The 26,195-nt window shown below is 59.4% G+C and carries 14 protein-coding genes; 2 read left to right on the forward strand and 12 right to left on the reverse strand.

Annotated features, from left to right (window positions below):
• Positions 1–48: 48 nt before the first annotated feature.
• From HUO14_RS01505 to HUO14_RS01540, 8 genes are all read right to left on the reverse strand, one after another.
• On the reverse strand, positions 49–9,975 hold the full coding sequence (locus HUO14_RS01505) for a hypothetical protein (protein WP_176278115.1): 9,927 nt from the start codon (positions 9,973–9,975) through the stop codon (positions 49–51).
• A gap of 46 nt (positions 9,976–10,021) precedes the next feature.
• Complete coding sequence (locus HUO14_RS01510; RefSeq protein ID WP_246255138.1) at positions 10,022–11,761, reverse strand: ShlB/FhaC/HecB family hemolysin secretion/activation protein; 1,740 nt, start codon at positions 11,759–11,761, stop codon at positions 10,022–10,024.
• Between the two features lie 156 nt (positions 11,762–11,917).
• The gene (locus HUO14_RS01515) at positions 11,918–12,718 is read right to left on the reverse strand and encodes a hypothetical protein (RefSeq protein WP_176278117.1); all 801 of its coding nucleotides are present in this window, start codon (positions 12,716–12,718) and stop codon (positions 11,918–11,920) included.
• Positions 12,705–14,759 (reverse strand): adenylate/guanylate cyclase domain-containing protein, encoded by a 2,055-nt coding sequence (locus HUO14_RS01520; protein ID WP_246255140.1) that lies wholly within the window; start codon positions 14,757–14,759, stop codon positions 12,705–12,707. Before HUO14_RS01520 ends, HUO14_RS01515 begins: the two co-directional genes overlap by 14 nt.
• Entirely contained in the window at positions 14,759–17,854 is a 3,096-nt protein-coding gene (locus HUO14_RS01525; RefSeq protein ID WP_176278118.1) for a CHAT domain-containing protein, read from the reverse strand. Before HUO14_RS01525 ends, HUO14_RS01520 begins: the two co-directional genes overlap by 1 nt.
• Positions 17,855–18,090: 236 nt before the next feature.
• Positions 18,091–18,762: a nitroreductase gene (locus HUO14_RS01530; protein ID WP_176278119.1), complete on the reverse strand. Its 672-nt coding sequence runs from the start codon at positions 18,760–18,762 to the stop codon at positions 18,091–18,093.
• Positions 18,763–18,766: 4 nt separating this feature from the next.
• Positions 18,767–20,590 (reverse strand): cobaltochelatase subunit CobT, encoded by a 1,824-nt coding sequence (gene cobT, locus HUO14_RS01535; protein ID WP_176278120.1) that lies wholly within the window; start codon positions 20,588–20,590, stop codon positions 18,767–18,769.
• Positions 20,591–20,671: 81 nt separating this feature from the next.
• Positions 20,672–22,789, reverse strand: a complete 2,118-nt coding sequence (locus HUO14_RS01540; protein WP_176278121.1) for a transglycosylase domain-containing protein — start codon at positions 22,787–22,789, stop codon at positions 20,672–20,674.
• 114 nt (positions 22,790–22,903) lie between these two features.
• On the opposite strand from HUO14_RS01540, the gene HUO14_RS01545 reads away from it, so the two are divergent.
• Positions 22,904–23,287 carry a hypothetical protein gene (locus HUO14_RS01545; protein ID WP_176278122.1) on the forward strand — a complete coding sequence of 128 codons (384 nt, stop codon included), beginning with the start codon at positions 22,904–22,906 and terminating at the stop codon, positions 23,285–23,287.
• 88 nt (positions 23,288–23,375) lie between these two features.
• Here HUO14_RS01545 and HUO14_RS01550 read toward each other — a convergent pair whose 3' ends face one another.
• The 4 genes from HUO14_RS01550 to HUO14_RS01565 all read right to left on the reverse strand — a co-directional run bounded on the left by HUO14_RS01550 (position 23,376) and on the right by HUO14_RS01565 (position 25,803).
• Entirely contained in the window at positions 23,376–23,774 is a 399-nt protein-coding gene (locus tag HUO14_RS01550) for a type II toxin-antitoxin system death-on-curing family toxin (protein WP_176278123.1), read from the reverse strand.
• Positions 23,771–24,022 (reverse strand): AbrB/MazE/SpoVT family DNA-binding domain-containing protein, encoded by a 252-nt coding sequence (locus HUO14_RS01555; protein WP_176278725.1) that lies wholly within the window; start codon positions 24,020–24,022, stop codon positions 23,771–23,773. Before HUO14_RS01555 ends, HUO14_RS01550 begins: the two co-directional genes overlap by 4 nt.
• A gap of 128 nt (positions 24,023–24,150) precedes the next feature.
• Complete coding sequence (gene cobS, locus HUO14_RS01560; protein WP_176278124.1) at positions 24,151–25,140, reverse strand: cobaltochelatase subunit CobS; 990 nt, start codon at positions 25,138–25,140, stop codon at positions 24,151–24,153.
• Between the two features lie 54 nt (positions 25,141–25,194).
• Positions 25,195–25,803: a J domain-containing protein gene (locus tag HUO14_RS01565; protein WP_176278125.1), complete on the reverse strand. Its 609-nt coding sequence runs from the start codon at positions 25,801–25,803 to the stop codon at positions 25,195–25,197.
• A 114-nt stretch (positions 25,804–25,917) separates the two neighbouring features.
• Between HUO14_RS01565 and HUO14_RS01570 the strand changes: the two genes are divergently transcribed.
• The gene (locus HUO14_RS01570) at positions 25,918–26,193 is read left to right on the forward strand and encodes a BolA family protein (RefSeq protein ID WP_176278126.1); all 276 of its coding nucleotides are present in this window, start codon (positions 25,918–25,920) and stop codon (positions 26,191–26,193) included.
• Positions 26,194–26,195 lie beyond the last annotated feature (2 nt).

Genomic DNA, 26,195 nt, shown 5'->3' on the forward strand with positions numbered 1-26,195 from the left:
CTAATGGCTTTCCGCGCAAAAGGTCAACCGATCAATTATTCGGCGCGATCATTCTGCCGGCTGGAGCTGTTCCCCGTCTTCATCCTCGTCGATCGCGCACTCACCACTGTCGTCGAGCTCGCAATCGAGACCATTCACCCAAAGATCATCATTGCCCGCGCCGGTAACCGGCTCGTCGATCAACGGATCATCAGCCATGTCCCCGGTTTCCTTAAGCTCGATCAGATTGGTCGCAAACGGATCCGCGGCATATTCTTCCGGGGTGACTTCCTCATCAATCACATCCTGAACCGGTATTGGCCTTGGCTCCGGTGTCGGGGTAGGCGTTGGCGTTGGCGTTGGCGTTGGCGTTGGCGTTACCGGCGCACAACTCGCCGGATCGGCAATGATACAGCCATTGATGGTCGACACAGCATTGAAGCCCGCTCCCGTTATGGTTGTTGCCGGGATCGCAGGGATACCCGTGGCACCATTGACCGTGCCATTGATGACGATCGGTGTGGTCCCGCTGGGACCGGCATTGATGGACAGTCCGCCCGCGCCGGCAACAAAGCCGCGCCGGGCATCGAAATCGGTGCCGCTGCCGGTATTCTGGACGTAGAACTGGCTGGCGAGCAAAGTGACGCTGATCGCGTCCGCCACGATAAACCCGTTGTCGCGGACATTGCCGTCATTCTCGGCAAGGCGCGCGTCGATTTCGGCGGTGCTCATGCCCTGAATATCGTCAAAAGCCTGGTCGGTAACCGCATATATGTTGCGGGCGGTCAGGGACAGGTTGCCCGCCAGAACCGTGTCATCCAGCATCTCGATGGTACCGAGGGAGGCGTTGACAAACAGGTCGTCACCGGCGGCGAGATTCAGGTTCGTATCAAGGCCGCTCTGGACAGACAGGCTGTCCAGCACTCTTATCGATTGATCCGCGATAATATTGAAACTTCCATTTCTGGCAAAATTGCCCTGGGCAGATGCGAGAACCGAAAGATTCTGAACGGTCAGGTCGAATCCGGCCAGTCCGGTCTCGGCGGCGAAGATCGTCAGGTCACCCCCGGACTGGATGCGGCTGAACTCGTCGTTGTTGAGCGAGAAAGTGCCCGTCAAATCGGTCCCGTCTCCGAGCATCATCTGGGTGGTGCCGTCGCTGGATATCTCGATATCGCTGGTTGTAGCACTCTCGCCGAGTGCGCCGGTCGAACCGATGTTCATGTCTGCGCTGACCGTCCGGATCGTGCCGCCGACGGTTGCCGCCTGAATGTCGATCAGGCTGCCCGCGGAGATCAGCAATTGATTGTCAGCACTCACGAGACCGTTGATCCGCACATCATTGGCGGCGCTCATGCTGATGTCGCCGCTGGCCTGAGCATCCTGGATCGCGAGGCCGGCTGCCGAGGTCAGATCGACATTGCCATTGGTGGCTTCGGCGCTGACCGTCATGTCCTGTTGCGTGACGATGGAGACGGCTTCGCCCGATGCTATGATGGCATTGGTAACAGCGACATCATTGGTGACATTGACGAGACCGGTTGTCGCGGTCAAAAATATGTCGTTGCCAGAGACATTGGCCAGTTCGATGCCATTGTCGGCGCTGATGTCGACTTCGCCCTGACCAGCAGTGTCCGCGTTCACGTCGCCCGCGGTAAAGCTGCCCAGCAACCGGGCGCTGATATTGGTTGCGCTGTTGACGGAGCCGAGAACCGCGTCACCGCCGCCATCGATCGCTATATTTCCGTCGGACGTCATATCGCCGCCGATAATGTCACCACCGGCATTCAGACTCGTGCCAGCGCTGCTGGCTGCGCTGGTGAAATCTATATTGCCGCCGGCATCGACCGTGAAGGTACCGCCCTGGGCATCGAGAGTGCCAAATCCGACACTGCCGGTTGCGTCAAGGTCGATGCCGCCGCCGACCGTGACCGCACCATTGCCATCGACATCGCCCGCGACGGCATTGAGCGTCAGATTCCCGCCGATCGACCCGTTGTTCAAGGTTACCGACGCGCCGGTAATATTGGTGTCATTGCCGCTGATCGCGTTGGCCACGGTGGGCGTGCCGGTGGCGAGTATATTGATATCATTGTCGGCGTTGAGCGTGCCGGTGGCGGTCACGTCGCTGCCGCTGTCGAGCTGGATGTTCGAGCCGGTCAGCGTTTCTGCCGCGAAGGCAATCGATCCGGCCTGGCCGGCATTGGCGGTGTTGAACGCCAGGGCGAACAGGTCGATCCCGGTGCCGCTGGTGGTGGCGCTGGTCAGGCTGATCGCGCCGTCCGCATCCACCGACATATCGTCGCCCGCCGATACGGTCGTCAGGGCAACATCGCCCAGCGCCCGGATCGCGACGTCTTCACCGGCGTTGAGCGAACCGGTCGAGGTGATATTATTGCCCGCCAGCAAGCCGATCGAACCGGCGGTCGGCGTGCCGGCGCTGGTGGCCGCGGAGCCGAGCGCGATATCCTGCGCCGCCGAAACCAGAATGTCTCCATCATTGGTGGCGAGCGCGCCGACTGCGACATTATTGGCGAACAGATTGATGCTCTGCCCGACGCCACTTGCCGTGATATCGCCTGCACCCGCGTTTGCGCCGATGGTTCCGCTGGTGGCGGTCAGAGTGGTCGAGCCGGTCGAGGTCAGGGAATCGAACAGAATATCCGATCCGCTGGTCATGGCGATAGCGGCGCCACTGGCGTCGCCGATGGCAATATTGCCGGCATCCAAACTGATGTTATTGGCAGCGGTCAGATTGCCACCATTGATGCTTCCGCCTGCGGTTATCGCGATTGTGCCGGCCTGGGCGGTGAGATCGGAAAATCCTGCATCCCCTGTCGCGTCGAGGTCGATTGCGTTTCCGACGACCACGGTGCCATTGCTGTCAATATTGCCAGCGAGCGCATTGAGGGTCAGATCTCCGCCGATATTGCCGTTGTCGAGAGTTACCGAAGCACCGGTAATATCGGTGTTGCTGCCGCTGATCGCGTTGGTCGCTGCCGCTGCGCCGGTTGCGGTAATCGAGATATTATCGATCGCGTTGAGCGTATCGGCGGCGGTCACGTCGCTGCCGCTGTCGAGCTGGATGTTCGAGCCGGTCAGCGTTTCTGCCGCAAAGGCAATCGATCCGGCCTGGCCGGCATTGGCGGTGTTGAACGCCAGCGCGAACAGGTCGATCCCGGTGCCGCTGGTGGTGGCGCTGGTCAGGCTGATCGCGCCGTCCGCATCCACCGACACATCATCGCCCGCCGATACGGTCGTCAGGGCAACATCGCCCAGCGCCCGGATCGCGACGTCTTCACCGGCGTCGAGCGAACCGGTCGAGGCAATATTATTGCCCGCCAGCAAGCCGATCGAACCGGCGGTCGGCGTGCCGGCGCTGGTGGCCGCGGTGCCGAGCGCGATGTCCTGCGCCGCTGAAACCAGAATGTCGCCGCTGTTGGTGGTGAGCGTAGCGGCTGCGATATTATTGGCGGACAGATTGATGCTCTGCCCGAGGCCGGTGGTGGTGGCGTTGGCGATATCAATAATATTCGCCGCTTCGAGATTGATGCCGCCGCCTGCCGTCAGATTGCCGGGACCGGTGCCGGTCAGGTCACCGGTCGTGGCATTGAGCGTGATATTGCCGCTCGACTGAAGGTCGTTGAAGCCGACATTATTGCCCAGAACCGAAACCGACGTCGCGCTGCTGTTGGTGCCGAGAAAGGCGTCGCCGGTAGCGGCGGTCAGCGTGATGGCTCGGTTGGCGGGTAGGTTGATCTGGTCAAAGCTGATGTCGCCGCCCGCGCTGATGTCGATGTCGATATCGGCGCCTTGCGACAGGGTGCCGACAATGATGCTGCCCGGCACCGTATAGCTGGCCTCTAGAGGTGCGCCGACCTGCGCGACTGTTGTCAATTGGCCGTCGGTGACGATCGATGCTGCGTTGATGTCCGCTCCGACGGTGATGCCGATGTCATTGACGCTGGTGAGGTTCGCTGTTCCGAGCAGGCTGCCGGCGGCGTCAATGGTGATGGTATTGCTGGTCCCGGAAACATCGGCGAGATCGATATCGCCTTCGGTACTTTGCAATGCCAGCTGATTGCTGGCGTCGAGTATGGTTGCGATGCCGGTCGTTCCCATGACAATGTCGCGGCGCGTGGTGACCAATATGTCGTTGGCCGACACGGTGCCGCTTTCGACGATCGCCTGGATCACGTCATTGTTGCTCGCCTGACCGATGTAGACCAGATTGTCTGCATTGAGCGTACCCAGACAGACATTGCCCTCCAGACATTGTGCGCTCAGCAGGCCATTGTCGTCGGACTGGCCAATGGCAGTAATTGCGGCGTTGGACGGTGCGTCATTGACGTCTGCGCTGATCGAACTGGCGGTGATCGTGCCGCCGAGACCGTCGATGGCATTTGCCGTCATGACAACGGCGAAGCCGTTGGCGTCGAGATCGCCGGCGGCGACGATTGAGGCAATGGGCGTCAGCGGCGTGGTGCCGAGCGTCCCGATCGGCGTGCCGAACAGACCGGTGAAGTCACCCGCCTGCAGAATGAGATTGCCCGGGTTGGTGAATGTGAACGCAGCGCTGGGCGTGGTCGACGGATTAGCGCCCGCTGTCAGGCTGGCGCCGGATTCGATGATGATATCATCGCCGGTCCGGACGGCCAGACCATTGTCGGACACGGTGTTGCTGCCGGCCCGGAAATTGGCTGTGCCGCCTGCGCCTATGGCAATCAGGCCGGTCGAGGTGACGTCGCCGGTAATGGTCGCGTTATAGGTGGGATCAAAAATCGGCGTAGGTGTTCCGGTTGGATCATAGCCCGCGTTGATCGTCAATTGCGGTGCCACGACGTAAGACAGCAATCCGACGGAGACCACAGCAGGAACGCCGGTGACCGCGGCATTGTTGACCGCAACATTCTGCAGGGCGGAAATGTCGACCGAGCCGACGCCGGCGAGATCGGCAACGGTGGCATTTTGCTCGGCACGAACCGAAGCCGTGCCGCCGGCATTGATCCGCGAACCGTCGGTGCTGATGAAATCGGCCTGGGCTGTCGCATCGAAATTTCCGGCGACCTCAAGCGAGTTCACCGGCGTTGTGTTGTTGCTGTGATTGATCAGTATATTCTGGTCGCTGATCAGAGCCGCACTGCCGCCGACGGTCATCTGCGCGTCGCCGTCGAGATCATATTCGATATTGCCGGCGACAATCACCGTCAGGTCGCCGAGAATCGATACAGCTCCGCTGTCACCGGTCACGAAGAAGCCGCCCAGAGGGGCTGAAGCCGATCCGACCCCGGGGCCGATCCCGGTATCGAAGGCGAGGGCGCTCAGGCTGCCCAGGGTTATCAATCCGGCGGGATCGGTCGAACTGTCTGAAATTTCGATGCGCCCGCCCGCGCCGGTACCGGCAATGGGTCCGCCGCCACCCGTGCCGTTGGAGTTTATGCTGACATCGGCTAAGGTCACGATACCGGGACTGCCTTCCTGAACCTCGATAATTCCGGTTCCGCCGGTTCCGGTACCACCGGTGCCATCCGCTCCGTTGGTTCCAAAGGCGCCATAGATACCGCGGCTTCCGCCATCGCCGGCCAGGCCAGCCGTCGTCATGTCGAGATTGGTGCCGGAAATCGTGCCGCCCTGCGCGAGCAGGCGAGCGGTACCGCCGGTTGCGTCACCGCCATTGCCGGCGTCGCCGGCTGTGGTGTCATAAGAATTTCCGCCATTGCCGCCAATTCCGCCGGTGCCGGTGCTGGTCATGGTAAAATCGGCAGATGACAAAACAAGCGTTCCGCCCGTCCGTGCGATCAGCTCGACCGTTCCGCCGGCCGCGTCACCGCCCGATCCGCCATCGCCGCCTTCTATGCCACCGCCGAACTGATAGAATCCGACCGCCCCGTTGCCACCGGTAGCATTGGCTTCCAAGGTGACGAAGCCGAGGTCAATATTGCCGCCCGCACCAGTGACCTGCAAGCGGGCCGTTCCGCCCGTCGCATTTCCGCCGTCGCCACTGTTACCGGTGATATTATTGGGAGAATCCCGCAATCCCAGGCCACCGTCACCGCCTGTTGCGTTGGCGACGATCGTCGGGTCGTCCGGATTAACTGTGGCATCGTTGATATTAAGCGCTGCCACGCCGCCGACAGCCGCTCCGCCGTCGCCTCCGTCGAGGCCGGTGCCGCCATCGCCACCGACACCGCTGGCGTCGACGACATAGACGGGATTGCCGGCATCGTCCTGATTGAGGTTGATGGTGGCATTGCCGCCGGTTCCGGTACCGCCATTGCCCGCGATATTATCCGCTTCACCGGTAAAGAAGCCAGAGACGGTGCCGCCATTTCCGCCTGTTCCGACCGACGTGACCGATAGCTGGCCGAAGCCGAGCGTTCCTGCATTGTTGTTGAATGTGGCATCGCCGCCGGTTGCATTACCGCCATTACCGCCGGTCCCGGCCTGGATGGAGCCGCTGCCGGCGCTGGTGCTATTTCCGCCATAACCGCCGTCGGCATTCGTCGAGACGATGATGTTGCTGGCGTTGATTGTTGCAGTACCGTCGAGGTTGAAGCTAGTGGTACCACCAATACCGTCACCGCCATTGCCGCCGTCCGAGCCATAGCCATAACCACCCGCTCCCGAAGCTGCATAAGGGGCGATATTCTGATTATTGCCTTCCGCCGACACCGTGAGCGTGTTGGTGACGGTCAAGTTTCCCGTCTGGCCATTGAAAACCGCATTGCCGCCGATACCATTGCCGCCAGCCCCGCCGGATGTACCGATATTTATGTCGCCATTGGCTCCATCGCCGCCAAAGCCGTTTGCGCTGATCGTCAGATTGGTAACCGTCGCATTGCCGCCATTGAGATTGAACGTCACGTCGCCGCCTTGACCGTCTCCGCCATCGCCTGCCGACACGCCACCGGCAAAAGGTGTATTGACCACCGTGAGATCCATCGGGGTGGTCATAGCGGCAATACCCAGTACTGGCAGCCCGGCGGGAACCAATGTTACTTCGGAACCGCCCTGGCCACCGGCACCGCTCGCGCTGACGTCGATATCGTTTGCGATAAATGTACCGCCGAGAAGGTCAAAGATGATCTCGCCGCCAAAACCGCTGCCTCCACCGCCTTCAAAGATTGGTGCAACTTCCACGCCGCCAGCAATTGATCCGTCGGCATTGAAATCAATGTCGGACACACTGATGCGGCTGCTCGCCGGTGACGTGCCCTCGAGCAGGACTCTGATCGATCCACCCTCGGCCGTTGTTGTCTCCAAGGTTGCCGGATCTTTGACGCCTCCCCGTGCACTTGTACTGACATCAAGATTTCCGGTAAGAACCAGCGATCCGTCGTTGGCGTGAATCAGGACATCACCGCCAAACGCGTTGACGCCGAATGTACTCTCGGTATTGGAACTGGCCACCACGTCGACAGTGTTGCCGGAAATGGCCCCGCCATTTTGAGCAATCAAATTGACATTGCCTGCGGTAGCAGTTGCGCTAATTTCGTTTACGGAAAAGAGATCGAGGCTGGTATCGACGTATAAATTGTCAAAACTGAAATCGCCGTTGTCCGCAATCATGGAAACCGATCCGGCGGTCAGCGAGCCGCCGGACCCACCATTGGATGCCGATGTGTAAATGTCGATGGCATTTGCGACCGCCAGGCCTGATTCCCCTCCGGTGTTCACAATATTGATTGTCACTGCATCCAGGGTTGGATCGTTTATTACATTGCCATTCGTTGTGACATCCACGAGGATATTGTTGGTAATTGCCAGACTGGTACCGGCGCTGCTGACGGTAAAGTCGACCGAACCGCGACTGACGTCTCCGGCAATATTGTTGCCATTTGCATCGAATGAACTTCCCGAGGTCGCATGAGCGGAGAAATCCATGCTTCCAAAACTATGATTTCCTCCTGAAATGTCGACATTGATGGCGCCTGCCATGCCGGCATTATTCTGGGATGTCGCGTCGTCAGAACCACTGGTTGCTGTCGCGTGGGCTGACAGGCCGAGATCGCCGATCACCGTCAAATCGCCGCCTGAAAGGTTCAAGTCTATATTGCCGGCGGTGCTGCTGCTGCCGAGCGATCCGGGGCCATTGCCGCCCACTTTCCCGTCCCCGGTACTGCGCACCATCGCTTCGAAGTCCAGATCACCGCCAAATTGCACGGTGCCGCTGTCCATGGTGAAAGCGATGTTGCCGGCCTGTCCGGAACCATTTTGGATTTCCCCTTTGCCGCCCTGGGCGCTGGTCAGGAATCTTGTATTCCCGCCGACATCCAGCACGCCGCCGCCGGTGATATCGATCGCAATATTGCCACCAACAGCATCCTGCCCGATCCCGGTGCCGCCATTGTTGCGAAAAGTGAAAAAGTCATCGAGTCCGGAGGCGCTGGAGTCCATGGTGAAATCGCCGGAGACGACCAGACCGGTATTGATAGGCGTACCAAAGCCGGTGCGATCAATATTGATGTTGATGTTACCGCCGGTGGCGCCGGTCCCGGCGGTGAGGTTCACATCGCCGTTGACGGATATCTGGCCGCCGCCCGCGGTGTTCAGGTTGATTTCATTGCCCGCGGTCAGGTTTAAATCCTGCGTACCAACCGCGTTGGAAATGACAATTGAATCGGCAGCCGATAGCGCCGACAGGGTGATGTCATCGGCCGAAAACAACTCGAGGGTCGAATCGAAAGTGGCTCCGCCGGTGCCGCCGATCTGGATATTGGCGGCTGCAGTCGAACTAGAGTTTTTTTCAATAGAATTTGTCGGTGCGGTTGCGGTGCCGCCCACGGTAACATTGCCTCCGGCGCTGAGCACAATATTGCCGTTGACGACAGATGCCGTGGCCGCTTGTTCATAACCTATGGCGCCGCCCACGAGCATGGTTACCGCCGTGTTTTTGGGTACAGCGACCATGTAAATAGCCTGCGCGTCGGCATCGGTCACCTGGCCCATCCCGTTGAGTATCGGGGTTGATGAGGGGCCGGTTGTCGTTCCGCTATGGACTATGCCGTTGGCATCGGACGTTCCGACGCCGATCGAAATGTCGAACAGTCCGTTGTTGATGGTCAGATCGGCCTGTTCGGCGGCTACATAGGCAACCGAACCGTCGACGTTCACAGTGCCGCCTTGAACGACGCGCGGCGCGACCATGGCAACATAGCTGCTGCCATTGTTGAGCGCGTTGATCGTGGCACCATTTTCGACAATTATGGAAGAAGTGCTGCCGGCTGGTCCGCTGACACTCATGGTGCTGCCAATGGTGTCGATATTGTTCGTTGTGAGCAGCAGTCCGCCGACGTCGAACGTGGAACCGGCACCGACCACGATACCGCCGGGACTGTAGAACCAGATATTGCCGCCGACTGCGCCGGTAGCAGTGTCCAGTCTGCTTGAAACATTGCCACTGAAGGCAATGCCACGAGGGTCGCCGGATGTCGTAGAGCCAGTCGGCAATATCCGGTTGAGGATCGTATAGCCCGAAGCCGGTCCGACAAATGTCAGGGTCGTGCCTGCGGGCAAGATGTTGATCAGGTCGTCGCTGTTCGCTGTATCATAAGGTGTCCAGTTGATGACATTTTGGGCCCCAAAGGTGGTAACAACATCGGAGCTGGCATCTCTCGCCAATGAAGCGACTGCTGTCACGTTATCGACAGAAGCCTGAAACGAGCTGTTGGCGTCAAATCTTGCGCCAATGGCCTGTGGCTGATTGATGGCGATCAGCCCGGCGCGGGCAGATATCGGGATGTCATTGACCGAAGGCGGATCCACCGGTTCCGAGATCCGGACATTATTGACGGGAAGGGGAGCGATCGGCGCAGAAATCCTGACATCTCGTGGACTGAAATCGGGCGCACGCAATTGCGACTGTGCGAGAACCGGCTGCGGAGCCGAGGCCAGGAAAAACGCCGCTGCGGCTGCTGAACTGCCTGTCAGCCAGCGCATTTTTCTGGTTCGTCTTGCTCCGAGTTTGTCGTGCATTTCCTGCTTTCTGCTGGTCATGATCCGGTCCCCGATTGAAACATCTTCTGGTCAAAAATTACGGTCATCATCTGCGCCTCCACGGAGCAAGCTGGATGCTCAACGTCAGCAAGGCCCGGGCGCTGTCGCGGCGGGTCTGGAATGCGGCCCGTTTCAGCGGAACGACCGCTGTCATGTCGAGACTGGCCTGCTGGCCAATCGTCATGCGGAAGCCGCCACCGGCGGAATAGAGTTTTTGCGGATCGCCGGGAATATTCTTGTTCCAGACGCCCATCAGATCGAAAAACAAATAGGGCTGAACCGCGATGCCTCCAGGTGAATCGGGCAACAGGGAGCCGTAGCTGACCTCGGTCTGCAGCCCATAGCCGCTGTCGCCGATGATCGACCCGGGGTCATAGCCCCGGCCCGTGGTGTAATTGCCGCCGGACATTTCTTCGTAGGAGAAAAGCGCGTCCGGCGAATATTGCAGGCGCGGCTTCAGCGTGAAAGCCAGTAGCGGGGTCGGGCGAAAGTCGATCTTGGCCTGGCCCCGGACGACAAAGGCGGTCGGATCGCCGTCGGCGCGGGTCGGAAAGACCGTCTGGCCGATACAGTTGACGAACGCCGGGCCGCAGCCCTGGCTGGCGCCCAAAATGTCCAGCCCCTGACGGATTTCGAGCGAACCGCCCATGCCCCATTTGGGTTCATATGCGGAATATCCGCCGCGGCCCGAAATACTGCCTTGCTCGATCTGGTTGAAGTCGAGCCGGGCATAAGCGATGCTCAGCCTGTCTTCGTTGGTGCGAACGCCCAGAACGTCGGTGCGCTGATTGACAAAATCGAGGCCCACGGTTCCGAATATATTGCGCGACTGCTTCCTGACGAACGGATAGGCGGCATAGGGGCCGGCGACCATGGTCTCGGAATCGACAATCAAGCCGCCGGGAAGTTCCGGCCTGGTCCATGCATAAGTGAAATTGCCGCCCAGTTTCAGCCCTTCGCCGCCGACGCGGAATTCGTGGCTGGCCTGCAGGACCTGTTGCTCCTTGAAGTCCGACGTCGAATAGCCGCTGATGGTTGTTTCATCGCCCATCCCGGTGAGCCCGTTGAAACGGACCCTCGCCAGTCCGCCAAAACGCCCGACCGCCTCGGACCCGAAATTCTGGATATTGACGTCGGCATAGACCGGCGTGCGGATTACGTTGAATTCGCCGACCACTTCGCCGGGCTGGCCGCCGGATTCAGCCGATACCGGGCGGAGCGAAAGCCGTACATCGAGACCGGGAATGTCGCGCGCGAGCAACAGATAGCGGTCGGCGGTATTGATGTTGAAAACCGGCTGCGCGGCAAGCTTTTCGATATATTTCTGCAACAGGCCTTCGGATGGTCCGGCATCGCCGCGGACCTGGACAGAGGTCATCCGGGCCATCAGCACATCGAAACGCACATTGCCCTGATCAATGGTTTGCGGCGGGACCTGCACGGCCGCCAGATAGCCTTCGCTGCGCAAAATCGTCGCTGCGCGGTCACGGATATCGCAGACCACCGATACCGGCACTTCCTGTCCGACATAATCGGCATAGGATGCGTTGAGCGAAGCGGCATCGACCGAGATCAGTCCGGTGAATTCGACGTTCTTCAGCGTGAACCGCAGGTCGGAAAATTCCGGTCCGGCGAGCGGGCAGGCGGATCGTTCGACGTCGCCATCGACCGCCAATATCTGGGCCTGCCCCTTGAGCGCTTCGTCAATGACGCCGCGCTGGATTTCTTCCCTTGTCGGCGCAGCAACAGACGACTGTCCCCAGGCCGGCAGGCTTGTTGAAACCATAGCAAGGCTCGCTGCCAAAGAAGTTGTTCGAATCGTCGTTCGCGCAAGCGACATATATTCCCCCGTCCTGTGATGGTTTCCAGCTGACCTGACGAACCATCCTATATCTTTTCTGCCGTCCAGCGCTCATCCCGGACGACAGATATTCATCATTGTCTAGCCCTGGTCAGCAGACTCGTCATTGTTCAGATTGAGCGTGTCGACCAGCAGATCCAGCTGGCCGGAACATCCGTTTTCGATCAGCATCGACGCCGCGTCGTCAAGGTCGGTCGGCTGATTTTGCAGCACCACGAAATTCACCTCGACAGATTGCGGCACATTCGAACCGAGCAGGCGAAAGCTTGCGCCGTCGGTTACCGGAAGAACATCTTTCGGCCACGCCTTCAGCGCGCTGCCTTTTCTCCAGGCAATTTCGGTGACATTGCCGTTTTCCGGCTCGACGATCGAAGCGGTTGCCGATCCGGTATAATCGGGGCGCCAGACAACCAGTGCGTCGGCGTCGGCGACGCAGAATTTTCCGCCCTTGGTTACGTCAAGAAACCAAAGATTTGGGTTGTGCGGCGTTTCGACCGCAGCGGCCCCTGCAGCGCGAACCGCTCCGGTTCTTGCCCGGCTGCTGCCGCGATTGCTGATGAAACTCGACAGCCGGCGCGACGCGGTTGAGGCAGATCCGCCCCCCTTCGCCAGGGAAAAGGTTCCCGGACCCTTGAGAACGCGGGTCCCGGACTTGGTCAGGATCGTCACCTGATCCTGGGCCTTCAGCGAAATCTTGGCATCATTCGCCATTTTCTTGCCCGCCGGATAGCTGCTCGCCGAAGGACCGGTCGAGCGCATGACCATATTCTGGGCCATCGCGACGCTGCCAACTCCGAACAGCAAAATTGTACCAAGAGCGGCTTTCGCAAGGCGGGGAAGGGTTCTTCCGGATTTTGCCGGATCAAATTTATCCAAGTGCATAGCTTTCTCCATTTTTGGTCTTTTTCAATCTTCGAAGCAAATTGGCGAGACCCAGATCCTCGCCATATGTTTTCGTCATGGCACCCAGTGCCTGAATCGAACTACTATCACCTATTTCATGGGCTGCTATGACCGCGGTCACTTTTGCACGCTGGTCATCTTGCCAGTCGGGTACCGGTTCGAAAACCTCGACCGGTGTCGACCGGCCGCGCAGCGTGATCCGTCCCATCGGACGGAACCAGTCGAGGCCGGTGCGTTCCATCGCCTCACGGCTGAGCAATATTTTTGTGTCGAGAGCCTTGTTGGCCGCTTCCAGCCGGGCCGCAGTGTTCATAGCGTCGCCGAGAGCGGTATACTGGATGCGGCCCTCACCGCCGAAATTGCCGACGATGGCATCCCCATAATGCATGCCAACGCGGGTCCGGCCGATCGCTGGCACGCCTTCCGGAACATTGCGGCGAAACTCCTCGCCCGCAAGGTAGAGCGCATAAGCCGCTCTGGCTGCCCGTTCGCCGTCATCGGGATAAGCAATGGGAGCGCCCCAGAAGGTGACCAGTGCATCGCCGACAAATTTGTCGATGGTGCCGCCATATTCCAGCGCCACTTCGCTTAGCCGGTCGAGATAATCATTGAGCAGGGTCGCGACCATTTCCGGTTCGATCGCATGGGTCAGCTTGGTAAAGCCTTCGAGATCGGTAAATACCGCGAATATCTTGCGCTTCTCGCCATGCAACGAGAGTTTTTCGGGGTCCTTGAGGATTTCGGTGGCGATGGATTTGGGCAGATATTTGCCAAGCGCACTCTGCGCAAAGGCGCGCTGTTTGGAATTTATTGTCCGCGCGGCCGAACCGACCGAGGCATAGCCGAGCAGCCAGCCGACGCCCCAGCCAAAGGCCGGCAAGGAAAGCGTGTCGACACCAATATTCTGCAACACGAACGGAAATATCAGAAAAAATGCAAACTGGCCGATCAGCACCAGGCCGACCTTCAGGGCATTGCCGATAATGAGAGCGGACAGGCCCCCGCAAATCGCGACGATCAGCGCGCCAACCCACAGGGTCCATGGCGGAACAGGGACGGGCAGGTCGTCATTGATCAACTGCGCGAGCATATGGGCATGGACTTCGAGCCCGATCATCTTGCCATCATCGCCTCTGATATCGGCGAGGCCGCCCACCGGGGTTTCAAACCGGTCACGATCGATGAAGTCGCCGCCGATCAGCACATGTTTGCCGGCGATGAAAGAGCTCAGCATCTCGGCAATTTCCGGGTCGGCAAAATTCTCGATCGGAAATTTGTCGAACACCGGAACATCGGTTGCTGCCGGTACATGATAGCGGATTGCGCCGTCATTGGCGGCAAATTTCGGGTTGGGTGCGGTGAGCGCGATGGCCATGAACGGCGGTGCGCCCGGCCGGTGCGGTGTCCAGCGGCGCTGGACGCCGTCGCTGTCGGTCTCGAGCTTGATATTCGTCGGCTTCACGTTCTCGGTGCGGGCTTCTTCGAAAAACTGTTGCAGAAACTCATGTTCCGCAAAGGCGATTTCGGGATTTTCCCTGGGATCGGCATAAGCCAGAAAGGTCGGCGTTTCCATGGTCTTGAACGCCGAGAGCAGCAGGTCATCGTCATCCTGCGGCATCGTGAACAATATATCTATGCCGATTGATTCGGGGCCGGCGGCGTCGATCGTTTCGAGCGCCTGGGCAAGGATCGTCCGGTCAACCGGGGAGCGCTGTCCGGTCAGCTTGAGCGTGTCCTCATTATATACGACCATGACGATATTCTCGTCTTTTTCGACCTCCGGCGCAAACACCGAAGCGCGCAGGTCATAGAGCGCACGCTCGGCTTCCTGGATCAGCGGTGTCGTCCATGCGTAGCGCGCAACCATCACGGCGAGAACCATGAACAGGATGGTCGATCCGAGACGGATCGGACCGAGTTGATCGAACAGGCGGCGCAGAGACTGCATCACGCCCTTGGCGCCCTCTTTTACATCGCGGTCATTTTTGGCCGGGTCTGCTGGCAAGGGAGCAGCTGCCATTATTTCAGAGCGGCTTTGGTTGCAGCGGAAGCCGCGTCGGTTCGGGCGGTCGCATCCTTATTGTCGGGCAGGAACGACCGGGCGCCGTCACCGATCAAGGCGAAGCCCGACCAGTAATAAGGATGCGATGTCAGCGGATCGTTCATCAATTCCAGTTGGGAATTTCTCAGCGCTCCAGTGATCGACCGGCCCCGCCCATCGCTGAACAATCCGTTTATCAGCCGTTCCGTTGCGCGGAAATCGTCCGGAGCAGGCCAGTGGCTGGCCAATACCGAACGTCCGCCCGCGCCGATGAAGGAGCGGACCAGGCCATCCAGCGCGGTGCCGCCGCCGCTGCTGACACCGGCTGCGCGGGTCGTCGCTATGCTCGCCTTGCCCGCTGTATCGCAGGCGGACAGAATGACGATATCGGCATCCAGTTTGAGATCGAAAATTTCGTCAAAGGCCAGAAGGCCGTCCGAACCGCTCTCGCCAAAGGAGGTCAACAGCGCAGGCTTGGCCGGACAGGACGGACTCGGCGCGGTGACCAGCCCGTGGGTTGCAAAATGCAGGATTCGAAAATCGCTGATATTATCCTTCGCCAGAATATCGGTGTCGGTGAAGGCAGGGCCGGTAATGATTTCGGAAGTTCCCGCGCCGACCTGGGACTGTGCTTCTTTGAGCTCGCTGTCGGATATCGGGCTGTTCCACTGGTTCAGCGGCCATTGGCATCGGTCATTCACGCCCTGAACGGCACCGCGAATACCGGCTATTTTGGTGCTGGCCAATATCGGTTCATTTCTGCCGAGTCCCAGATATTGCATGGACGCGGTGCTTTGGGGAGCCTGCCGGGCATCGGTAAAGGCTCTCGCCGATACCGCGGTGCTGATATCGAGGTCGCGGCCCAGCCAATTCACTCCGGTAAAGTCGAAGAAATCGGAATCGAGTTCCTGGGTTCGGGCAAGATAGCGCTCGACCGACGCGTCATCTGCAACCAGCAGGTTGATCGGCAAGCGGAGCATTGCCCCGTCGGGTTCAAATATCAGATGCTGCGTGGCTGCAAGCCGGTCCGAAACCGGTCCGAATAGACTGGAATATAAAGCCCGCGCTGCCTCGATGTCGAAGGCATAGGTGACATATTGTCCATTTTCGAAAACCGATATTGAATCGCGGATCGTGTCGACTTTCCGGTCGAGCATGTCTTCGTCAAGCGGCACCCGATAGGTCGTTGCTTCTGTCCGATCGGTATAGAAGATGAAAATGTCGCCGCTGACGATCGCCATGCGCATATAGGCTTCGCCAGGCTGCATATTGGCGCGCAACTCGTCGAGGCCGAGAAAACGGTCGGCTACCGCACGATATTGCGGATATTCGGCAAGCCTGACCTGCGTCAGCTGCTGGCTTCTTTCCAGTTCTTCGATTTCGGCTGCAAGATCATTGGCCTGCATGCTGACCGAAGCGGATTGTTCCAATTTGCCCAAGGCCGAGAAACGCATCCGCAATCGCTCGATGCTTCGCGCCAGGTTGGTCGACTGGCGGAACAGGCGTGCGGCATCATCGGTACCCCCGCTCAGCTCGCGCGAGAGAACGGCCTGGGTTTCGGCGACACCCGGACGAACCAATATCTGAGAGGCCTTGAAAAACTGCTCTGTTGCCGTTTGATCGGCGGCCAGAAGCTTGAAATAAGGCGCAAGCTGGTTGGCCATGCCGGAAATCGCGCTTCTTTTGCCCAGAGAGCTGTCTATCACCTCGTCATACAGGCGGCGGGCCTCGCTCTCATTTCCGCGCCGCAGCAGGAAGGCCGCGAGCCGTGCCTTGGCACCATTGACCGCGCGCGTTTCCGGATATTGGATGGTCAGCAGATCGAGGCTGTCGCGGAGCAATTGTTCCGCTTCGCCCGATTGGCCATCGGCTTCGGCAATCAAGGCCAGTTCGGACAGCGTCTGGGCTCTCAGGCGGGTGATCGACGTGACGCGGCCATCGCGAACCGCGATGGCGCGATTATAGGCGGAGACCAGTGCATTGCGCGCTGCCTGGCGGTCGCCGTTGATTCTCTGGGCGGTGCCCAGAAGTTGCAACGCCTGGGCATCGATGATCTCGGCGCGTTCCTGTTCGCTCAATTTCAGTTCGTCGACAAAACCGAGCAAGCTGCGGGTTCGCACACTGCCATTGATCCGGGAGGAAATCGGGGCGGTGATTTCCAGACTCTCGGTCATTCCGATCTGTTCGACCAGCCTGTTTTGCAGCGGGAGATTGATCCGTTCGATCGCCGCATCGAACCGGCCCTGATTGAGCAAATGGATCGCCTCGAAATTCCGCTGCAACCGTTCGGTCACAGGGTCGCTGCCTTCGCGGTCCCTCGCTTGTTCGAACAAATTGTCCGCTTCGGCAAATTCACCGAGATTGGATTTCTGCAGGGCCCGGTTGATCAGATATTCGTCGGGGTTGATGTCTTCCCCTTCCATCCCCGATGTCCGCTGTTGCAGAGTCTCGAAAAAGGCTGCGGCTTCCGCATAGTCGCCGCTGAGGTTGCGGCGATAGCCTTCCGCCAGGGCCTGATCGGGCTTGAGCGTTGCGGCCTGGACCCGGGCAAAGGCGAAGGGGTCTTCGACCGATGTCGAGGCGACATCGATTTTGCCGTCGGCAATCGAATCCTGCAATATCGATTTGAGGGCTAGCAGTGTCGCACTGTCGTAGGCGGCCAGACCTTCCGCTACAAAGGAGGAACCGTCCTGCTGGCCCCGAAACACCGAATAGGCGACCGGTTCCGCCGCAAGATGGCATGCGGTGTGACGGAAGGCTCCGACGGGCGCAGGGGCCGCATCGGCCTCGCAGGTCACGGGTTCGCTGCGATGCAGGGTGATGCGGTCGAGCAGATTCTGCTCGGATGATCGGGATGAATAGACAAAGCCGACCGGTCTCGCGCTGTCGCGGCAAACCACGGCCCAGCTGCGATCGAACATATCGGCTTTTGCCTTGTTTTCGATGCTGCGGTCCTGCACCTGGCACAAGATGCCTTCGCTGCTTCCGATGGGGAAGCTGTCGCGTAATGAAACCGGCGTGCCTTGCGCAGAGGCGGTCGTCGGGCTTGCAAGCAAACCCAGTGCCAATGTCAATGTGCTAATCCCTGTCCGGCGCACGATATTCTCCCACAATTGTAATATATTGCGGAGCCCCCTCAGACTCCGGCAATGACGATTGCGACCCAGAATAATCTTGTGGCTACAACAGTTAGCGGCCGAATTCGAGTCTCGGATAGGAATTTATCGACTTTCCGCGCTGATTAGGTGATTATTGTCACAATGCGGGACGTTTTTTCAGGAAATATCCCGAAAATCAAAAGCTTCGCTGGTTAAAAGCCGCGAAACCCTATTGCGTCGCCAAGGGCGACCCGGGGGACCTCGAAATTGTTGATCGGGGCATCCGAATCGCGATAGCCGATGGCCATTCCGCAAAAGAAGATATGGTCGTCATCAATGCCGAGCAATTCGCGCATATAGGTTCCGTACATTGCCCAGATTTCCTGCGAGCAACTGTCGAGGCCCTCTTCGCGCAGCAGCAGCATCACGGTTTGCAGCCACATGCCCATGTCCGACCATTGCGGCGGACCCATATATTTTTTTGTATAGGTGAACAATTGCACCGGAGCGCCGAAGCTGTCCCAGTTTTTTGCCATTTGCGCGATGCGTCCGGCAGAATCGCCGCGTTCCAGGCCGACGGCGTCGAACATGCCCTTGCCGACCGCGCGGCGCTGTTCTTCATAGCGGCCGTCGATATCCTTGGGGTAGATCGCATATTCCATGCCTTCGCCCATCGGCGCGGCCTTGGCCTTTTCCTTGATCTTCGCGGTAATGTCCTTGAGCGCATCGCCACCGACGACCACCGCGCTCCAGGGCTGTGTGTTGCCGCCGGAGGGGGAGCGCTGAGCGGTGGTGAGGATTTTTTCGAGGACGGCCTTGTCGACCGGTTTGTCGAGAAACTGGCGTACGGAGCGGCGGGAGGTGACGGCTTCGGTTACGTTCATTCACTCAATCCTCATCAAATAATCCGGCCAGCTGCTCGACCATTGTGCCGCCGAGTTGCTCGGCGTCCATGATCGTTACGGCTTTCTTGTAATAGCGGGTCACGTCATGGCCGATGCCGATCGCGACCAGTTGCACCGGCGAGCGGCTTTCGATCCATTCGATCACCTTGCGCAGGTGGTTTTCCAGATAGGCGCCGTGGTTGACGGACAAGGTGCTGTCGTCGACCGGCGCACCATCGGAAATCACCATCAGGATGCGGCGTTCTTCGGGGCGGGCGATCAGCCGGCTGTGGGCCCAGAGCAGGGCCTCGCCATCGATATTTTCCTTGAGCAGGCCTTCGCGCATCATCAGGCCGAGATTTTTCCGGGCGTGGCGCCAGGGCTCGTCGGCTTTCTTGTAGACGATGTGGCGCAGGTCGTTGAGCCGTCCGGGATTGATCGGGCGATCCGCAGCGAGCCAGTCTTCGCGGGTTTGGCCACCCTTCCAGGCGCGGGTGGTGAAACCGAGAATCTCGGTTTTGACGCCGCAGCGCTCGAGCGTGCGCGCCATGATGTCTGCGGATATGGCAGCGATCGAAATCGGCCGGCCGCGCATCGATCCGCTGTTGTCGATCAGCAGGGTCACGACCGTGTCGCGGAAATCGGTCTCGCGCTCGATCTTGTAGGACAGGCTGTGCGAGGGATTGCTGACGACGCGGGCGAGGCGGGCGGCATCGAGCATGCCTTCTTCCTGATCGAAATCCCAGCTGCGGTTCTGCTGCGCCATCAGGCGGCGTTGCAGGCGATTGGCAAGCTTGGTCACCGCGCCCTGCAAATTGGTCAGTTGCTGGTCGAGGAACATGCGAAGCCGGGTCAGTTCCTCCTCGTCGCAAAGCTCGGTGGCGCTGACGACCTCGTCATATTTTTCGGTCCACGGCGCATAGTTGAAGCCGGGGGGCAGGTCGGACATCGCTCTGTTGGGGCGGACGGGCATCATGCCCTCGTCGCCGGCATCTCCCATTTCTTCCTCGGCGCCTTCTTCCAGCTCCTCGGCATTCTGGTCGCTTTCGCCGTCCTGGCTATCATCGTCCGATGGCTCCGAACGCATTTCGGACTCGCCCTGATCGCCGGTTGCTTCTTCTTCGGCGCCGTCATCGGTGCTGTCGTCGTTGTCTTCGTCGCTCTCGTCGTCGTCGCTGTCTTCCGCTTCGGACTGTTCGTCGCTTTTGATGAGGTCGAGATGCTGAAGCAACTGCGTCGACAATTTGGCGAAACTATTCTGGTCGTCGAGTGTCAGGTTGAGTCCGTCGAGATCGGCGCCTGCGCTTTCCTCGATCCACTCGCGCAGCATGTCGAGGCCCTTTATCGTGCCTTGCGGCGGGGCCTGTCCGGTCAGTTTTTCGCGGGCCAGCAGGGCAAGAGCCGTGGAAATCGGGACTTCATCGCGATTCTGGGCCCGTGCAATCGGGTCGGAGCGCATCCGCATTTCGAGCGCTGCGTTCAGATTGCTCTTTGCTCCGGCCATCACCCGCGAACCCAGCGCGTCGGTACGAACCTGCTCGAGTGCATCGAAACAGGCGCGGGCGATCGCTTCCTGTGGTGCATTCTTGCGATGGAGGGCTTCGTTGTGGTGCCGCAATTTCAGTGAGAAACTGTCGGCGAATCCCCGCGCTTCGGCAACTTGGGCGGGTGGCAGGTCGCGCGCCGGCATCGGCACCTTGAGATGTTCGCCCGCCTGCGACGGCGCTTCGGCGGTATAGGCGAGCTCGACATCCGGTACTTGCGCAATCGCGCGGGCCGTGCCGCCGAGCACGTCTTTCAGGTCATCAAGTTTGGAACGATCAGCCATAGAAGCCGACAGCTTTAAGCGGAAAGGGCAGGGGATTCATAGGGCTAATTTTCAGCTTTATTGTCAGGAGCGGCAATCGGCTCAGCGATCGGCTTCCGCCGGATTCTCCTCCCGCCGCCGTTCGATCGCCACGCCGTCGCCGTCAATTCTCAAATCAACCGGTACGCCGCCGATTTCCGTCCCGACCCGCACCCCGGAATCGCCGTTGATCCTGACTTCGGTGTCCCCCACGTTCACAGGAATATCGGGAATCTCCGGCAGATCGAGTGGAACGACCGGACCTTCAGGGTCAGGCCTGACAACCGGTTTCCTGCTGCTGGCAGGCTTCCTGGCCTGCACCGCCTGCTGCATGAAGTCTTTCCATATCCGTGCTGGCGTGCTGCCGCCGCTGATGCCCTTCAGCGGTGTATTGTCATCATTGCCGATCCAGACACCGACCACCAGCCGGTCGTCACCGTCGCCGGCATAGCCGACAAACAGGGCGTCGCGGTTGTTCTGGCTGGTGCCGGTCTTGCCAAAATTGGGTATCGACAGCATCGCCCGCCGTCCGGTGCCCTCGTTGACCGCAGACCGCAGCAGCTTTTCCATATCGGCATGGGTGTCGGCCTTGTAGCGTCCGGGCCAGTCGAACAGCCATTCGGCCCAGGTCTGTTCGTCTTTCTTGAAAGCATAAGGTTCGACCGGCCATCGGTTTCCTGCCACTCCGGCATAAGCGGCGGTCAGTTCCATCAGGGTCATCGTCGAGGTGCCGAGCGCCAGGCTGGGGTCATCCTCGGCCAGCGGCGACTTGATCCCCAGATTGCGGGCCTCGCGGATCACCGCCCGGTCGCCCACTTGCCCGAACAGGCGCACCGCCGCGACATTGCTGGACCGAGCGAACGCGTCTTTCAGACTGATCTCGCCGCGATATCTCTCGCCGGCGTTTTTGGGCAGATAGCCGCCTTTGGTAATCGGGCTGTCGTCGACCTTGTCGTCCGGGTCCATTCCCGAACGCAGCGCGGCCAGCCAGACGAACAGCTTGAAGGTAGAGCCGGGCTGCCGTTTTGCCTGGGTGACGCGGTTGAAGGCCGACTTTGCATAGTCCCTGCCGCCGATCATCGCGACGATTTCGCCGTCCGGTCGCATCGCCACCAGAGCGACCTGGGCCTGGCCGAGCGGCGCGCTGGCGATGGCGCGGCGGGCAATTTCCTGCAGCCGCGAATCGAGCGTGGTGGTCAGGGTCAGGCTTTCATAGCTCAGATCGGTCAATGCCCGCGCTTGCGGCATCGCCCAGTCGGCAAAATAGGTGCCGGTGGGCAGGGCGTTTTTGGCCCGGACATCGAGCCGCGGCGTGCCCAGTCTATCGGCTTCATCCTGCGTCAGATAACCGGCATTGACCATCGCGGATTTGACGAGCCTGGCGCGTTTTGCTGCCAGATCGGGGTTGCGGGTCGGCGCGAGGCGGGACGGCGCTTGCACCAGGCCTGCGAGCATGATTGCCTGTTCCAGATCAAGATTTTCCGGCTGACGATAATAATAATGGAGCGATGCAGCGCGCAATCCGTAGACATTGTCGCCGAAATAGACGTTGGAAAGATAGCGCTCGAATATCTCGTCCTTGGTCAGCCATGCCTCGAGCCAGAAGGAGATCAGCATCTCGCGCGCCTTGCGGGTCAGGCTGCGTTCGGGGGTGAGAAATGTTGTTTTCGCGAGCTGCTGGGTGATCGTACTGCCGCCCTGCATCATCCCGCTGCCAGACATGTTGCTCCACAGCGCCCGCGCCAGCCCCCGCGGATCGATGCCCCAGTGCGAATAGAAGCGCCGGTCCTCGATCGCCATGAAGGCTTCCGTCACATGGTCGGGCAGTTTCGCGACCTCGACGGGATCATCGACCACCGCACCGTTGCGCGCGAACGGCTGGCCGTCGGTTGTCAGCAGCGTGATTTGCGGCGGTACAATCGGTTGCAGGGATTTGGACAGAGGCGCGGTGATCGCCAGATAGGCGACCAGCAGGATGAAGACGAACAGGGCTGCGGCTGCTCCGCGACTGAACCACCACCATTTGCCGCGCGGCTTTTTGAGCGGCGCAATCGGCTCGTCGATCCGTGGCGGGATGGCATCGCCATAAGGCTCGTAAAATACCGTGTCGGCCTTTGGCTTGCTTCGCAACGGCCAGAACCAGCGCCGTTTGCCAGAAGAATCAGGGGTGCGCTCAAGCATATGCAAGCTGTGTTGCCACAATAATACGCCATTGGCGAGAAAGAAGTTTGGAAAGCATGAATGATTTGCTAGTCAATGGGCAAAACTCGAGAATGGATGATGCTAGGGAAATTGTTGAAAATCGGAAATCCGTTTAGACTGACCCAGCGCGAATATGAAGCGACGATCAACGCGCTGAACATTTTCTTTGGCGCGATTATCGGTGTCAGCCTGGGCAATATCACCGAAATCCCGATGGATGACTATGTGATTCTGCTGATCATCATTTCGGCGCTGGTGAGCAGCATCCTCCTCGTGACCTATACCCATAGAAGAATCTGGAACAGCGTCATGCTGACGGGAGTATTGCTGGCAGCCTGGTATGCTGAAAGCGACAGCAGCGGCGGTATCATCGATTTCCCCGAGCGCGTTTTACCGACGCTAACCGTGTGGGGGGTGTTGGCCGTGATAACCGAATTTTCGGATCGTGCAGACGATCCCCGATCCGGACAAAGCTGAAACCTGTCTAAGCGCCCATCACGCTTTCCGGCCAGCGGGCAGTATTAGCGTGACCGCATTTCAGCGGAATATGTTGTCGGAATAACTGTCAATCATGCCTGATATGGTCACGAAACCATTTGGCCAGTTCTTCTTCGGCAAGTTCGCCCGCTGCGAGGGTCTGGACCGTCTCGATTGCCTCTTCCCTTTCAAAAACCAGCTGGCAGTCATTCAGCACCAGAAAAGCGCGCGCCAGTACCCAGGCAGTGCGCTTGTTGCCATCGGTAAACGGATGATTGCGGGCAACACCAAAAGCGTAAGCCGCAGCCAAGGCACACAGATCATCCTCGCCATAACCCCATGTGTTGACCGGTTTTGCGAGGGCGGACTCGAGTAGGCCGTGATCACGAATACCGGATGGCCCGCCATGCTCGGCAAGCTGGCGGTCGTGGATGGCAAGAGCAATTTCGGCATCCAGCCAAATTGGCTCGATACGGCCGTCGGTCATTTTGCCAAGACGCGAAGGATGTCACGATCTTCGCGCATCACACCTTCGGCAGCAGCCATTTTTTTCTGGAAATCAGGGTCGATTGCGGTCAGCCTGACCCCATCAGGAGATTCACTCAGATAGACGGTATCACCCTGTGATACCCGCAGCTTTTCGAGCAAATCCTTGGGTAGGATTACACCAGTGGAGTTGCCGATTTTAACCAGCTTGAGCGCATGGCCAGCGGGGATAGGAGTTATCTTGTTCATACGGATGTTATAACGAAAATGCCGTATGAAGGCAATCGGCATTCAATCGCACGTGAATTGGCGGTATCGGGGCAGTTCGCTTTTTATAAAAATAATTTTGACGCAAAAACCGATGCCTGACCGCAGAGCTAGCCGCCCATCACGCTTTCCGGCAGATCTTCACCAAATACCCGCTGATAATATTCCGCCACCAGCATCCGTTCCGCTTCGTCGCACTTGTTGAGGAAGGAGAGGCGGAAGGCGAAGCCGATATTCTTGAAGATTGCGGCATTTTGCGCCCAACTGATCACGGTCCGCGGGCTCATTACGGTGGAAATGTCACCGTTGATAAAGCCTTGTCGCGTCAGATCGGCGACCTTGATCATATTCTCGACCGTCTTGTCGCCCGCGTCGGGGACTTTCGACAGGATCACCTTGGACTCGGTCTCGGCCGGCAGATAGTTGAGTGTTACCACGATATTCCAGCGATCCATCTGGCCCTGGTTGATCTGCTGGGTGCCGTGATAGAGGCCGCTGGTGTCGCCGAGACCGACCGTGTTGGCGGTGGCAAACAGGCGGAAATAGGGATTGGGGCGGATCACCCGGTTCTGGTCGAGCAGGGTCAGCTTGCCCTCGGCTTCCAGGATCCGCTGGATCACGAACATCACGTCGGGACGACCGGCGTCATATTCATCGAACACCAGGGCGGTTGGTGTCTGCAACGCCCAAGGTAGAAGGCCTTCGCGGAATTCGGTGACCTGCTGGCCGTCTTTGAGGACAATCGCGTCGCGGCCGACCAGATCGATCCGGCTGATATGCGCGTCGAGGTTGATCCGGATGCAGGGCCAGTTGAGGCGCGCGGCAATCTGCTCGATATGGGTCGATTTTCCGGTGCCGTGATAGCCTTGCACCATCACCCGGCGGTTGAACGCGAAGCCGGCGAGGATCGCGATCGTGGTTTCCGGATCGAAAACATAGGAGGGATCGAGATCGGGGACCCGTTCGTCCTTCAGGCTGAAAGCAGGAACCTGCATATCCACATCCACGCCGAAAACCTCACGGGCGTCGACGGTTATGTCGGGCGCATCCATGATGGTTTCGTCGCTGGCGTCGGGGTTGATATCGGGTATTTCGGTCATCATAGTCCTTCGAAAAATCTCTGCCGCCCCAAGGAATGCCTCAGGGGCGGGCCACTATCTAAAATCCGGTGATTCCTTAAGCTGCGTATAGGCCTCGATCACATTTGCCAACTGTTTCTCGTGGCTGCGGTCGCCGCCGTTGCGGTCGGGATGATATTTGCGGACCAGCGCGGAATAGGCGCGGCGGATATCGCTTCGGCCGATGGATTGGCCGTCATCGTCGCCAAGCCCTAGCGTCTTGAGCGCTTTCTGATCGGCGCGCGAGATGCCCGGTCCCGACGCCTGACGGCGGTTGATGCCGGCGGCAAATCGTGCGCCGATAGCATCGAGCGGATCGGTAAAATTCGCCCATGCCGGTGCTACACTCGGCCCCGCATCATAGACTCGCCTAGTCGAGTCCCATCCGCGCACCGGATGTTGTGCCTCGAATATCTCCTCCGCATCCATGCCGGCGAAATAATCATAGCCCTGGTTGAATTCGCGGACATGGTCGAGGCAGAGCCAGCGATATTCGCCGGGGCCGTCCTGGCTGCGGCTGGATCCATAGACGGGCGGCGCGCGAAATTCGCCTGCCTCGGTACAACCCTCGATGGTGCATGGCTGGCCCTCGGTTTCGACGCGGCCATGAAAGCGGTTGGGTTTTCTCTTGGGGGAAACGGTCAATGTTGCTCCGTTGGTCCTCGGCTGGTCGGAGGACGTTTGCAGGCCATAATCGCACTTCGACAAGCGCAGCACGAAAGGCTAATATATGTTGTGAAAAAGCAATATGGAGATTCGATGCCCAAAGGTCCAGTCCACAGCGAGATTGAAAAAAGGCTTACCGCCGAACTCGCGCCGATATCGCTTGTCGTGACCAATGACAGCGCCAGCCATCAGGGCCATGCCGGTGATGACGGCAGCGGGGAATCGCATTTTTCCGTCGATATCATATGCGCTGCGTTTGAGGGCCAGTCCCGGCTCAACCGCCAGCGGATGGTAAACAAGGCGCTGGGCGACCTGATGCGCGACAAGGTCCACGCGATGGTGATCAAGGCGAGGGCACCAGGGGAGTGAAT

The organism is Parasphingorhabdus flavimaris (genome assembly GCF_013371215.1).
In the GTDB taxonomy this organism is placed as follows: domain Bacteria; phylum Pseudomonadota; class Alphaproteobacteria; order Sphingomonadales; family Sphingomonadaceae; genus Parasphingorhabdus; species Parasphingorhabdus flavimaris.

Bases quoted from the DNA above. Each gene is read 5' to 3' on its own strand.
- cobT (WP_176278120.1), bottom strand. From the start codon at position 20,590: ATGGCTGATCGTTCCAAACTTGATGACCTGAAAGACGTGCTCGGCGGC.
- HUO14_RS01510 (WP_246255138.1), bottom strand. From the start codon at position 11,761: ATGGTTTCAACAAGCCTGCCGGCCTGGGGACAGTCGTCTGTTGCTGCG.
- HUO14_RS01520 (WP_246255140.1), bottom strand. From the start codon at position 14,759: ATGGCAGCTGCTCCCTTGCCAGCAGACCCGGCCAAAAATGACCGCGAT.
- HUO14_RS01505 (WP_176278115.1), bottom strand. From the start codon at position 9,975: ATGACCAGCAGAAAGCAGGAAATGCACGACAAACTCGGAGCAAGACGA.
- HUO14_RS01540 (WP_176278121.1), bottom strand. From the start codon at position 22,789: ATGCTTGAGCGCACCCCTGATTCTTCTGGCAAACGGCGCTGGTTCTGG.
- HUO14_RS01555 (WP_176278725.1), bottom strand. From the start codon at position 24,022: ATGAACAAGATAACTCCTATCCCCGCTGGCCATGCGCTCAAGCTGGTT.
- cobS (WP_176278124.1), bottom strand. From the start codon at position 25,140: ATGACCGAAATACCCGATATCAACCCCGACGCCAGCGACGAAACCATC.
- HUO14_RS01550 (WP_176278123.1), bottom strand. From the start codon at position 23,774: ATGACCGACGGCCGTATCGAGCCAATTTGGCTGGATGCCGAAATTGCT.
- HUO14_RS01570 (WP_176278126.1), top strand. From the start codon at position 25,918: ATGCCCAAAGGTCCAGTCCACAGCGAGATTGAAAAAAGGCTTACCGCC.
- HUO14_RS01530 (WP_176278119.1), bottom strand. From the start codon at position 18,762: ATGAACGTAACCGAAGCCGTCACCTCCCGCCGCTCCGTACGCCAGTTT.
- HUO14_RS01515 (WP_176278117.1), bottom strand. From the start codon at position 12,718: ATGCACTTGGATAAATTTGATCCGGCAAAATCCGGAAGAACCCTTCCC.